The sequence below is a fragment of the Streptomyces sp. NPDC028910 genome (assembly GCF_055564955.1).
This window is the reverse complement of the sequence record NZ_JBVHVF010000032.1, coordinates 1-12329: the sequence shown is the minus strand read 5'-3', so window position 1 is coordinate 12329 and position 12329 is coordinate 1. Positions and strand designations below refer to the sequence as shown.

The 12329-nt window shown below is 73.0% G+C and carries 11 protein-coding genes; 3 read left to right on the top strand and 8 right to left on the bottom strand.

The window, feature by feature from the left end; all coding sequences use genetic code 11:
* Positions 1-2 precede the first annotated feature (2 nt).
* The 5 genes from ACZ4TV_RS29105 to ACZ4TV_RS29085 form a co-directional block, all read right to left on the bottom strand.
* Complete coding sequence (locus ACZ4TV_RS29105) at positions 3-377, bottom strand: hypothetical protein (protein ID WP_468138055.1); 375 nt, start codon at positions 375-377, stop codon at positions 3-5.
* Entirely contained in the window at positions 367-2100 is a 1734-nt protein-coding gene (locus tag ACZ4TV_RS29100) for a hypothetical protein (RefSeq protein ID WP_468138054.1), read from the bottom strand. Before ACZ4TV_RS29100 ends, ACZ4TV_RS29105 begins: the two co-directional genes overlap by 11 nt.
* A 106-nt stretch (positions 2101-2206) precedes the next feature.
* Positions 2207-3196 carry a malate dehydrogenase gene (locus tag ACZ4TV_RS29095; RefSeq protein WP_468138052.1) on the bottom strand — a complete coding sequence of 330 codons (990 nt, stop codon included), beginning with the start codon at positions 3194-3196 and terminating at the stop codon, positions 2207-2209.
* A gap of 252 nt (positions 3197-3448) precedes the next feature.
* On the bottom strand, positions 3449-4009 hold the full coding sequence (locus ACZ4TV_RS29090) for a DUF3017 domain-containing protein (protein WP_468138050.1): 561 nt from the start codon (positions 4007-4009) through the stop codon (positions 3449-3451).
* Positions 3999-4859 carry a bifunctional methylenetetrahydrofolate dehydrogenase/methenyltetrahydrofolate cyclohydrolase gene (locus tag ACZ4TV_RS29085; RefSeq protein WP_468138049.1) on the bottom strand — a complete coding sequence of 287 codons (861 nt, stop codon included), beginning with the start codon at positions 4857-4859 and terminating at the stop codon, positions 3999-4001. The genes ACZ4TV_RS29090 and ACZ4TV_RS29085 overlap by 11 nt, the downstream gene beginning before the upstream one ends.
* A gap of 244 nt (positions 4860-5103) precedes the next feature.
* Here ACZ4TV_RS29085 and ACZ4TV_RS29080 point away from each other — a divergent pair, with 244 nt between their 5' ends.
* Positions 5104-5775, top strand: coding sequence for a hypothetical protein (locus tag ACZ4TV_RS29080; RefSeq protein WP_468138048.1), 672 nt, complete (start codon positions 5104-5106; stop codon positions 5773-5775).
* A gap of 94 nt (positions 5776-5869) precedes the next feature.
* Here the strand turns inward: ACZ4TV_RS29080 and purH are convergent, their stop codons facing one another.
* Together purH and purN are read right to left on the bottom strand one after the other, a co-directional pair.
* Positions 5870-7462, bottom strand: coding sequence for a bifunctional phosphoribosylaminoimidazolecarboxamide formyltransferase/IMP cyclohydrolase (gene purH / locus ACZ4TV_RS29075; RefSeq protein ID WP_468138047.1), 1593 nt, complete (start codon positions 7460-7462; stop codon positions 5870-5872).
* Positions 7459-8082, bottom strand: a complete 624-nt coding sequence (gene purN, locus ACZ4TV_RS29070) for a phosphoribosylglycinamide formyltransferase (protein WP_468138046.1) — start codon at positions 8080-8082, stop codon at positions 7459-7461. Before purN ends, purH begins: the two co-directional genes overlap by 4 nt.
* A 243-nt stretch (positions 8083-8325) precedes the next feature.
* Between purN and ACZ4TV_RS29065 the strand changes: the two genes are divergently transcribed.
* Entirely contained in the window at positions 8326-8910 is a 585-nt protein-coding gene (locus ACZ4TV_RS29065; protein WP_468138045.1) for a hypothetical protein, read from the top strand.
* Between the two features lie 166 nt (positions 8911-9076).
* Here ACZ4TV_RS29065 and ACZ4TV_RS29060 read toward each other — a convergent pair whose 3' ends face one another.
* Positions 9077-10678: a cell division protein PerM gene (locus ACZ4TV_RS29060; RefSeq protein WP_468138044.1), complete on the bottom strand. Its 1602-nt coding sequence runs from the start codon at positions 10676-10678 to the stop codon at positions 9077-9079.
* Between the two features lie 119 nt (positions 10679-10797).
* Here ACZ4TV_RS29060 and ACZ4TV_RS29055 point away from each other — a divergent pair, with 119 nt between their 5' ends.
* Positions 10798-12195 (top strand): helix-turn-helix domain-containing protein, encoded by a 1398-nt coding sequence (locus ACZ4TV_RS29055; protein ID WP_468138043.1) that lies wholly within the window; start codon positions 10798-10800, stop codon positions 12193-12195.
* The last annotated feature ends 134 nt before the right edge of the window (positions 12196-12329 follow it).

The following is a 12329-nucleotide window of genomic DNA, read 5'->3' as shown; positions in this document are numbered from 1 at the left end:
GGTCAGCCTCCCAGCGAGGTGAGGATGCCGCCGAGGGCGGTCGCCGCGCTCACCGACTCGACCAGCGGAGCCCACCGCTCCAGCGCGTCGCGCAGCCGGGTGAGCATGCCCGGCCGGATCGCTTCCGCCTCCTCCAGGTCGCCCGCGACCTCGTCCAGCTCGGCGTCGAGCGCCGAGCGGTCGGCGCCGCGGGGCAGCCGTACGAGGGCCGCGCGGAGCTCTCGTACGGCCTCCAGCAGTTCCTCGGGGCCGGGCGTGTCCGGCGCGCCGTCGGCGCCGTGGCTGACGGTGTTGGTGTTGTTGCTGCCGCCGATGCTGAAGGCGCTGCCGTGGACGTCGCCCAGCCGTACCGAGGGCTCCTCGCCGTTACTTCCCACCGCTGCTCCCCTTGTTGGCCGTGCCGCCCTTGACGGTGTTGTGGTGGCCGGTGCCGCCGACGCTGAAGGCGCTGTCGTGGACCGACTGGATGAATACGCCGCCCTCGGCGACGGTGATCGCACGCTGCGCGAACTCCTCGGTGTGCCAGCCGGCGTCGTGCAGGGCGACCGTAACCCCGCCGACGACCCGGTCCTGAATGGTTTTCAGGTACCGGTCCAGGTCCATGAGGTGGAAGAGCGAGCCGTTGTCCTGCGAGGCGAGCTCGCGCACCGACAGGCCGGGGCCTTCGGGGCGTGCCCCGCCGTGCCCGCCGGTGGCGATCCGCCACCAGCTGGCCAGGCCCCGGGCCAGGGTGGCGATGGACGCGGCGAACGATCCGGGGGTGTGCCGCAGGGCCCAGACCGCCTTCCCGAAGCGGTTGTTGTTCAGGTAGCGCTGGGCGGCGGCGTCCGCGTTGTAGAAGAGGACGTGGACGGGCAGCAGGACGTGCGGCGCCACCTCCAGCATCATCATCCGGCCCTGGGTGTGGACGCGTACGAAGAGGGTGACGACGAGGTTCTCGTCCCAGCCGCCGACCCGGATGCGCAGGAAGTGCCGGCGGCGCTCGCCGCCCTCCTCGATGGCGTCCGCCCGGTGCTCGGCGAACTGCTGCGCGGCGAGCGGCGCCGCGTCGCGGTGCGGCAGCCCGCCGGCGGGCAGGAAGACGCATTCGTCGACGACGAGTTCGCGCAGCCGGTCGAGTACGGCGGCCTGGGCTCGCGACGAGCCGTGCGGGGAGGGCACGCGCAGGGCGTGGAGGAGCGGGGTGATCCGTTCCACGATGTGGGCGTTGGTGACGGGCGTCGGCTTGCGGTCGGGGCCGAGGTCCTCGCGGGGACGCAGTTCGACCGACAGGTGCCAGGGCCGGTAGGGCTCTCCCGCCCCGCTGAACGGGTCGTTGATGTTGTACATGATCAGCGGTGCGTGCTGTTCGTCGCGGATGCGCCGGCGGACCCGCGCGAACCGGGCTCCCTGCGCCGTTTCGGCAGGGTCGGCGGCGGGGTCGGCGTACCGGTTCGGGGAGAGGTCGTGGGCGATGACGCGCGCGACATGGCCGCGCTGCAGCCCGACGACCGTCACCAGAGCGGTGAAGACGGCGGCCGTGCCCCAGAGGGCCACCGCTCCCACCACTGCGCCCGAGGAGCCGAAGGCGAGACCCACGCCGAGCTCGGCCAGCTCACCGAGCTCGCCCACGAGGGCCAGTCCGACCCCGACCGTCAAGATGACGATGAAGACGAGCATCCACCAGGCGTAGATGCGCAGCACCACGCCCAGGAAGCGCAGGAGCCCGAGGTCACGGGCCCTGAGCCAGTCGGCGAGGCTGAGGAGGAGGAAGGGGGCCAGCAGGCCGGCCAGGGCGCCGCTGGTGAGCAGGGTTCCGACGAACCAGGTGCCGATGACGGCGGCCGCCCAGCCGAGTTCGACGCGGCGCGCGCGGAGGGCGTGGGCGAGTACGCGGGAGGCGTCGAAGCCGTAGGAGGGGGCGACGATGCGCTCCTCGTGCACGTACAACTCGTCGATCACCCGATCGCGGTACCCGGCGTCGAGGTAGGTGCCCGCGCACAGGAGGCGGCCGGCCTCGCTGACGGAGGGGTGCACCGGGGGTCGGCCGCCGAGCAGGTCGTCGCGGTGGGGATCGCCCCGGCCGCCGGTGGGCTGGTGGGGAATCGGGGTGTCGGTCACCGGCCGACCTTATTTTCCCCCTACATCCACCGACAGGAGTTTTCACGCCAAAGCGCCCCGGCCAGGTTTGGCCGGGGCGCATCGGTGACGCAAGGGTGTTCGGGGATCAGATCAGGCCGAGCCCGCGGACCGCGTCGCGCTCCTCGACCAGCTCCTGGACGGAGGCGTCGATGCGGGTGCGGGAGAACTCGTTGATGTCCAGGCCCTGGACGATCTCGTACTTGCCGTCCTTGCAGGTGACGGGGAAGGAGGAGATCAGACCGGCCGGGACCCCGTAGGAACCGTCCGACGGGATGCCCATCGAGGTCCAGTCGCCCTCTGCGGTGCCGTTGACCCACGTGTGCACGTGGTCGATGGCGGCGTTGGCGGCGGAAGCGGCCGAGGACGCGCCACGGGCCTCGATGATCGCGGCGCCGCGCTTGGCGACGGTCGGGATGAAGGTCTCGGCCAGCCACAGCTCGTCGTTGACGACCTCGGCGGCGTTCTTGCCGGCGATCTCCGCGTGGAAGATGTCCGGGTACTGGGTGGCCGAGTGGTTGCCCCAGATCGTCAGGCGCTTGATGTCGGAGACGGCGGCACCGGTCTTGGCGGCCAGCTGCGAGATCGCGCGGTTGTGGTCCAGGCGGGTCATCGCGGTGAACCGCTCGGCCGGTACGTCCGGGGCGGCGGCCTGCGCGATGAGCGCGTTGGTGTTGGCCGGGTTGCCCACGACGAGGACCTTGATGTCGTCCGCGGCGTGGTCGTTGATGGCCTTGCCCTGCGGCTTGAAGATGCCGCCGTTGGCCTGGAGCAGGTCGCCGCGCTCCATGCCCTTGGTGCGCGGGCGGGCGCCCACGAGCAGCGCGACGTTCGCACCCTCGAAGCCCTGGTTCGGGTCGTCGAAGATGTCGATGCCGGCGAGCAGCGGGAACGCGCAGTCGTCGAGCTCCATGGCGGTGCCCTCAGCGGCCTTCATGCCCTGGGGGATCTCCAGAAGCCGGAGCTTGACCGGCACGTCCGCGCCGAGCAGGTGACCGGACGCGATGCGGAAGAGCAGCGCGTAGCCGATCTGGCCGGCGGCGCCGGTGACGGTGACATTCACGGGAGTGCGGGTCATGGCCTTCTCCGTTAGACAGCTGGCGGTGGGGCGTCCCTGCCCCATGTGCTGGAGGACGCCGCTCCCCAGTAAATCTTGACGTGAAGAGACATCCGCGGTCAGGCTATCCGACCCCGGAGCGGCCTGACCCCCGGGTCCCTGTGGTGCGTCGCACACGGACCCCGCCGTTCGAAGGCGGGGCCGGTTCGCGGACCGTCGTTCGGGCGGGGAGGCGCGCCCCGTGTCCGGTGGCTCCCGATCCCCCGGCGGCACTCACCTCACGGTGAAGCGGACCGCGCTCTCCAGGAACGGGATCTCCAGCCAGGGCTTGGGCATGACCAGCGCGAGCAGCGTGATCGCCACGCCCAGCACCCCGTACGTGATCATGTCCGTGAAGCGGGAGCGCACCGCGAGCATCCCCACGGAGGGCAGCACGCGCCGCAGCACCGAAGCCGCGATCAGGGCCACGCCGATCACCAGGCAGCCGGCGCGCGGGTGCCCCAGCGCCGTGGCCAGCAGCCCGGCCGCGGTCGCGGTGAGCACGCTGAGCATCGGCCACTGACGGGCGGGCGCGGACACCGCCCCGGGGACGGCGCGGCCGCTGCCCTCGGGGCGGGCGGTGTCCCGGGTGACGGACGGGAAGCGGCGGGACCTGGGCGCTTCGGCCCCGGCCGTCACGGGCGTGCCCGGCGTGACGGGCGTGTCCGGCGTCACGGGCGTGCCCGGCGTCACGGGCGTGCCTGCCGCGGCGGACGTGCCCGCCGCGACGGGCGTGCCGTTCGCCCTGGTCGCGCCGCTGCCGGCCGCGTGCGCGGCATCCCGTTCAGCCTGCACTGGTGGTCCGTTCCGCCGCCTCGACGACATTGACGAGCAGCTGGGCCCGGGTCATCGGGCCGACCCCGCCCGGGTTCGGGGAGATCCAGGCGGCCACCTGGGCGACACCGGGGTGCACATCGCCGACGATCTTCCCGGCCTCGTCGCGGCTGACGCCCACGTCGAGCACGGCCGCGCCCGGCTTCACGTCCTCCGGCTTGACCAGGTGCGGGACACCGGCCGCCGCGACGATGATGTCCGCCTGGCGCAGCAGCCCGGAGAGGTCGCGCGTACCGGTGTGGCAGAGCGTCACGGTGGCGTTCTCGGACTTCCGGGTCAGCAGCAGGCCGATGGAGCGCCCGACGGTGATCCCGCGGCCGAGGACGACGACGTGCGCGCCGTTGATCCCGACGCCGTGGTGGCGCAGCAGCTCGACGATCCCGTACGGGGTGCAGGGCAGCGGACCGGGCTCGTTCAGCACCAGCCGGCCGAGGGACATGGGGTGCAGGCCGTCGGCGTCCTTGAGCGGATCCATCAGCTCGAGGACCCGGTTGGTGTCGATGCCCTTGGGGAGTGGGAGTTGGACGATGTAGCCCGTGCACTGCGGGTCGGCGTTGAGTTCCCGTACGACCGCCTCGATGTCCTCCTGGGAGGCCGTCGCGGGCAGTTCGCGCTGGATGGAGGCGATGCCGACCTCGGCGCAGTCCTTGTGCTTGCCGTTGACGTACCAGCGGCTGCCCGGATCGTCACCGACCAGGAGGGTGCCGAGGCCGGGGGTGGTACCCCGGGCCTTCAGGGCCGCCACGCGGGCGGTCAGTTCGGACTTGATCGCGGCCGCGGTGGCCTTGCCATCGAGAATCTGGGCGGTCATGACCCCATCCTCCCGGATGAGGTGGTCCCGGTTCCAGTCAAGGCGCGCAGCGGAATACAGCGTTCATTGCACTTGCACAACAAGTCACCGGCCGCACGGCAACCAACTGGACAAGCCCTTGCCGGTCGGACGACGATGAAAGGACCGAGTGCCGCGGGCAGTGCCGGGGGGCGGACCGCACCGAGCAGATTTCCTCCGCGCGTATGCCGTGCGTCCCCGCACTTCCACGGAGGAACACCCCAAGATGAGCTTCGGCGACCCGCACAATCCGTACGGACAGCAGCCGCCCCAGTCCCCGCAGGGCCAGCCCGGCTACGGCTACCCGCAGCAGGCACCGCAGGGTGTGCCGCCGCAGGGCGGCTACGCCTACCCGCAGCAGGCGCAGGGCTACCCGGGCGGTCCGGCTGGGTACCCGGGGGCGCCGGCCGGATACCCGGGACCCGCCATGGAGATGCCCGGCGGTGCGAAGGCCGCCCGCGTCATCCTCTTCATCCTGGGCAGCCTGACGGCCCTGGCCGGCCTGTTCGTCATCATCGGCGGCGCGGTCTTCGCCTCCGTCTTCTCGGACTCGTCCAGCTCGTCGGCGAGCGAGGCGGGTGCCATCGCCGGCGGCGCGTTCGTCTTCGCCGGCATCTTCATCATCGGCCTGTCCCTGTGGCCCATCCTGACGGCCGCCAAGCTGAGCAAGGGGCGCACGGGAGTCCGTGTCTCCGGCATCATCTACGGGTCGCTGCAGGCCCTCTTCGCCGGCTTCAGCCTGCTCGGCAATCTGGTCATTCTCGCCGCAGACGAGCAGACCCCGGTCGGCGGCGCCATCCTCTCCATGCTTCTGGCCGCGGTCTCCCTCGCCCTCGGCATCATGGTCATCGTGGGCCTCGCCAAGGCCGGCGACTACTTCCGGCGCCCGAGCTACTGAGCCCGTACGCCCGCCCGTAGTACGGCGAAGGCCGCGACCCGCAGCGCTGCGCGGGTCGCGGCCTTCGCCGTGTGCCTGGGGGCGTCCGGCGGGCTCAGTGGAGGAAGTGCCGGGTCCCGGTGAAGTACATGGTCACACCGGCCTTCTTCGCGGCCTCGACGACCTGCTCGTCACGGACCGAACCACCCGGCTGGACCACGGCCTTGATGCCCGCGGCCGTCAGGATCTCCAGCCCGTCAGGGAAGGGGAAGAAGGCGTCGGACGCGGCGTACGAGCCCTGCGCGCGCTCGGCGCCCGCCCGCTCGACGGCGAGCTTCGCCGAGTCGACGCGGTTGACCTGGCCCATGCCGACGCCGACCGAGGCGCCGTCCTTGGCGAGCAGGATCGCGTTGGACTTGACGGCCCGGCAGGCCTTCCACGCGAAGGCCAGCTCGGCGAGCTCCGCCTCGGACAGGGCGTCGCCGGTGGCGAGGGTCCAGTGGGCCGGGTCGTCGCCCTCGGCCTGGAAGAGATCACTCTGCTGGAGCAGCGCGCCGCCGGAGATCGGCTTGAGGTCACCCGGCTGGTGCGGGGTGCCGTCCACCTTCAGGACGCGGATGTTCTTCTTCTTGGCCAGGACCTCGATCGCGCCGTCCTCGTAGGCGGGGGCGGCGATGACCTCGGTGAAGATCTCCGCGACCTGCTCGGCGAGCTCGACGGTCACCGGGCGGTTGACGGCGATGACACCGCCGAAGGCCGACAGCGGGTCGCAGGCGTGCGCCTTGCGGTGGGCGGCGGCGACGTCCGCGCCGACCGCGATGCCGCACGGGTTGGCGTGCTTGATGATCGCGACGCAGGGCTCTTCGTGGTCGTAGGCGGCGCGGCGCGCGGCCTCGGTGTCCACGTAGTTGTTGAAGGACATCTCCTTGCCGTGCAGCTGCTCGGCGTTGGCGAGCCCACCCGGCTGACCGTCCGTGTAGAGGGCGGCGGCCTGGTGCGGGTTCTCGCCGTAGCGCAGGGTGGACTTGCGCTCCCAGGCGCCGGCCAGGAACTCGGGCAGCACCGCCTGCGGCTCCGGGGCGTACGCGTTCGTGAACCAGGAGGCCACGGCCACGTCGTAGGCGGCGGTGTGCTGGAAGGCCTCGGCCGCCAGCCGCTTGCGCGCGGTGAGGTCGAAGCCGCCGCTCCGGGCGGCCGCGAGCACGTCGGCGTAGCGCTCGGGGCTGGTCACGACCGCGACCGAGGGGTGGTTCTTGGCGGCGGCACGGACCATGGAGGGGCCGCCGATGTCGATCTGCTCCACGCACTCGTCCGGGGTGGCACCCGACTGGACGGTCGCGAGGAAGGGGTAGAGGTTGACGACCACGAGGTCGAAGGGCTCGACGCCCAGCTCGGCCAGCTGGTCGCGGTGGTCCTCCAGGCGCAGGTCGGCGAGGATGCCGGCGTGCACGCGCGGGTGCAGGGTCTTGACCCGGCCGTCCAGGCACTCGGGGAAGCCGGTCAGCTCCTCGACCTTGGTGACGGGGACCCCGGCCGCGGCGATCTTCGAGGCGGTGGAGCCGGTGGAGACGAGCGCGACGCCCGCCTCGTGCAGCCCGCGGGCCAGCTCTTCCAGTCCCGTCTTGTCGTAGACACTGACGAGCGCACGCCGGATCGGCCGCTGAGTCGTGGTCGGTTCGTTGCTCTCTACGGTCTCTGCGGCGGTCACTGGATTGTTACCTTTCGTCCCTCAATGCGGTAGCCGTGCCGGGCCAGGCGCCCCACGACGTCGACGAGCAGCTGGCGCTCGACTTCCTTGATGCGCTCATGGAGAGCGGCTTCGTCGTCCTCGTCCCGGACCTCGACCACACCCTGGGCGATGATCGGACCGGTGTCCACGCCGGAGTCCACGAAGTGGACCGTGCAGCCGGTGACCTTCGAGCCGTAGGCGAGCGCGTCGCGTACGCCGTGCGCGCCGGGGAAGGCGGGGAGGAGGGCGGGATGGGTGTTGATGAACCGGCCGCCGAAGCGGTCGATGAACGCCTTGCCCACGATCTTCATGAATCCGGCGGACACGACGAGGTCCGGCGCGTGGGCGTCGGTCGCCTCGGTGAGGGCGACGTCCCACTCCGCACGGCTCCCGTAGTCCTTGACCGGGCAGACGAAGGTGGGGATCCCGGCCTTCTCCGCCCGCTCCAGGCCGGCGATGTTCTCGCGGTCGGCCCCCACGGCGACGACTTCGGCGCCGTAGCCCTCGGCTCCGCCGGGGTGGGCGTCGATGGCGTCGAGCAGGGCCTGGAGGTTGGTGCCGGAACCGGAGACCAGCACGACCAGGCGGGAGGCGGCCATGGGAGGCCCTTTCTCGCGGGAATTGCGGTGTTCGTCTTGTGTGGTCATACGAAACTTCGGGGTACCGATATACGGGGAACCATACGAAGCCACCGACCGCCTGCAACGATACCGGCACACCGGACGGCCCCCGAGGGACGGGGGGACGGCCGGGCGGTAGCGTCTGGCGTACAAGCCCACACAGGCCTCACCTCGCCACGACGTTCTCGCGACGTCCATGACACAGGGGAAGAAACACACCCGATGCCGGACCGCCGTCAGCCCGACTCCCCCACCGACGACAACCCCTTCGCGGCTCCGCCGGAAGACCGGCCTGACCAGCCGTGGCAGCCGCGCAGCGGTGGTGACGGAGGCAACGGGGACAGCCCGAAGGATCCGGAGGGGCAGCGGGGTCCGGCGCGCTGGGACCCGACGGACCCGATCCAGCGCCGCGCCCGCTACGCGCTGCTGGCCGGCATGTGGGGCTTCTTCTTCGGCATCTTCGGGATCCCGTCGGTCGGCCTGCTGCTGGGCGCGCTCGCCCTGTACTGGGGCATCAGCGCCCTGCGCGGAAAGCCGGCCACGTCGACCGCGTCGACCACGTCGCCCGCTCCGGCCGGCCTGGACGCCCTGGGCCCCGCGGCCCGCCCGCAGCGCACCGCGGCGGTGAGCGGCCTGGTCACGGCCTCGCTGGCGATCCTGCTGGCCATGAGCTCGTACGCACTGCAGCTCACCTACAAGGACTTCTACGTCTGCCGCGACGACGCCCTCACGAAGTCGGCGGAACTCCAGTGCAACACCCTCCTCCCGGACAACATCGTGGGCGACGTCCTGAAGGTCCGCCAGTAATCCCACCGGGCAAATCCAGCCCCGCGGGGCACCATTCAGCCCCGCCGGCGTTTGAGGCGCGGGGTCCGGGGCGGAGCCCCGTTCTTTCAGCCCCGCCGGCGTTTGAGGCGCGGGGGTCCGGGGGCAGCGCCCCCGGCAACGGCGCCGCACCCGCCCCCCGGCGGAGCTAGCCCGGCGGCTTCCGTCGAGCCAACACCCGCGCCCCAACCACCGGCGGAGCCAACGGCGGAGCCGGCGACGGCTCGCCCGACCCACCCGCCCTCAGGATCGGCGTCAGATCCATCCCGAGCCCCGACACGACCGTCACCGCCCGATGCCCCCGCTCGGCAGACGCCACCGGACCCGCCGGAGCCACAGGACCCGCCGGGGCCACAGGAGCCACCGCCTCGGGCACCGAAATGTCAGGGACCAGCACCCCCGCCACCCGCCTCATCTCCGCCCACCGAATCTCCCGTACGCCACTGTCGTGCCACCGGTCATCCACCGGCTCGTCCACATCCAGCCCGGCCAGCCCCTTGGCCGGGCGGTTCCGCCACGCGTGCACCGCCACCGCCACCGGCACCGCCAGCAGCAGCGTCCAGCCGAAGGCCGCCGCACCGGTGGCCCACCACACCGGCCCCACATCGGCCAGCCGCCGCGAGCCCAGCGGCCCCGCCGAGGCCGCCGCCAGCCCGGCCATCGCCAGCCCGCACACCAGCGCGCCCAGCGCCGCCGTGAGCGCGGTCTCCCCGTACGAGACCTCGCGCGCCCGGCGTACCGCGAACCAGCCCACCGCCAGCCCGGCGACCACCGGCACCCCGGCGACCGCCCAGGTCAGCGGCGTACCGGGCCCCTCGGGCGGAAGCGCCGCCAGCAGCGGGAACCGGGGCAGCCCAGGCGCCCCCGCGAAGCCGAGCGGGGTGGCGGTCGCGTCGACGCCGAGGGCGAAGCCGGGCCCGAGGGCGTAGGCCGCTCCCCAGACCAGGGCGTTCGGGATCAGCGTGAGCGCGAGCAGCAGGACCGCGAACCGGCCCGACCACACCCCGGTCAGCGACAGGAACGAGGCCTGCACCTCCGCCCCGTGCCACGCGAGCGAGACGCCGACGAGCAGCGCGCCGCCGCCCAGGAGCACCAGGGCGCCGCCCGCCCCCGCCCGGAGCGCGAGCGCGTAACGGGGGCGCGCGACAGCCCTCCGTACGCCTCCTGGCAGCCACGACGGCAACGGCCCGAGCGGACGCCCCTTGGCCCCCCACACCCCGCCCGCGGCGGCGAACAGGGCCACCAGCGGAATGTGCCAGGCCGCGCTGATCGGGTCGGCCGGCATGGGGCCGCCGGCCGCGTACACCGTGGCGAGGGCCCCGACGGCGAGGTATCCGCACAGCACGGCCGAGAACACGGCGCCGGCGGGAAGCACCTCCTCCCCGTCCTCCTCGGACGCGCTCCCCAGCCGGGCGGCCCGCCGCATGAGCAGCACGGGCAGCGCGACGAGGAGCAGGGGTGTCAGGCCGACGGGCGCGGGAACGCCGGAGAGGGTCTCGTACCGCACCAGCTCCGTCCCGTGGGCGAGCAGCCACAGCCCGGCGGCGAGGTGCAGGGCCCCGCCGGGGCCGCTGTCGGGATAGGGGGAACTGATCCACAGCACGATGACGAGCACGGCGAGGAAGCCGAGCCCGAGCCCGGCGGCCACGGCGCCGCCCACCACGCATGCGGCGGCGGCCGGCGAACGGCGCCGCACGCCGGTTCGCGGGGCCGCTGACAACGGGGTCCCGTGTTCGGTCACTTGGGTCACCCCGCCATGGTGCCAACGACACGCGCTATGGGCGGGTAACAGGCGAATGTCCGTGGTGTCGCCCAATATACGTTTATGTACTTTTTCGCCCAGGGCTGTCGGGTCGCGGGGAGTGTGGCATGACACGAAGCGTCGAGACGGCCTCCTCATCGGCCTCGGAGCTGAGCCTGCCCGCCCCCAAGGAGCGCCGCAGACTGCGCGAAGCGGCGGATCTGACACATCAGCAGGTCGCGGCTGCGGTGGGCGTCGCCGTGAAGACGATCCGCTCCTGGGAAGCGGGCCGTACGCGCCCCCGCGGCCGCAAGCGCGAGGCGTACGCGGCATTCCTGGCCACCCTCGCGGCCCCGCCGCAGGCCGCCGCCCCGGAAGCGGAGGAGGCGCCCCCGCCAGCCGGACACGACACCGCGGCCGACGGCCCCCCGGAGGCGGCAGAGGGCGCGGACCAGGCGCACCAGGCGCACCAGGCGCACCAGGCGGAGAAGACCGAGCAGGCGGAGGAGACGGACGAGACAGCAGAGGCGAGGGAGGCAGAAGCGGAGGCACTCCCCGAGCCCGGCCAACCGGCTGAGCCCGCCGCAGAGCAGCCCGCCGAGCCCCCCACAGAGCAGCCCGCCGAACAGTCGGCCGAAGAGCCGGCCGAGCAGTCCGCCGAAGAGCCGGCCGAGCAGCCCGCCCAGCCCCCCGCAGGAACCCCCGCGTCGGCCAGAACGCCGGCCGGGGCCTTCGACGCCCTCTACGCCGACGCCGCCCCCGCCCTCGCCCGGCAGACCTACCTGCTCACCGGCCACCGGGCCCTCGCCCTGCAGGCCGTGGAGCGTGCGTTCATCCTGGCCTGGGACCGGTGGCCCGAGGTGGCCACCGACCCGGACCCGGTGGGCTGGGTGCGCGCGGCCGCGTACGAGTACGCCCTCTCCCCCTGGCACCGGTTCCGCAGCGCCCGCCGCCCTCCCGGCAAGCCGCCCGCCGAGCCCGCCGACCGGATCCTGCTCGACGCCCTGCTCGCGCTGCCCCCCGTCCACCGCCGTACCGTCCTGCTCTACGACGGCGTCGGCCTCGACCTCCCCGACACCGCCGCCGAGACCGAGGCCACCACCCCCACCACGGGCAACCGCCTCCTGCACGCGCACGCCGACCTCGCCGACCGGATCCCCCAACTGGCCGACGTACCGCCCGAGGAACGGTCCGCGCTGCTGCACGACCAGCTCACCGCGCTGCGACCGGCCGTCGTGCTCCACCCGCGCCCGGCGGCGGCCGTACGCGGCGGCGGCGAGCGGCGCGTACGGAGGTGGACCCGCGCGACCCTCGGGCTGACCGCGGTGATCGCCGCCGCCACCGCCTACACGGTCACGACCGCGCCCACCCGCTACGAACCCCCGATGGCGCCCGGTGAGATCGTTTCCGGCGTGCCCCCGCTCAGCGGCCCCCAGCAGCTCACGGAGCAGAGCAGAGAGCTCCACGACAAGCTGCTCGCCGACCCGGAAGCCGGGCCGGCCAGGATCGCCCCGAAGGGCGAATGAGAACGGGCGTGGGGGGGGGGGGAGGGGGGGGGGGGGGGGGAGAGGGAGAGGGGGGGGGGGGGGGGGCGAGCCGGGCGGGGAGGGGGGGGGGGGGGGGGGTTGGGAGTTGTTGAGGCCCTCGTTTCGGTCTTGTT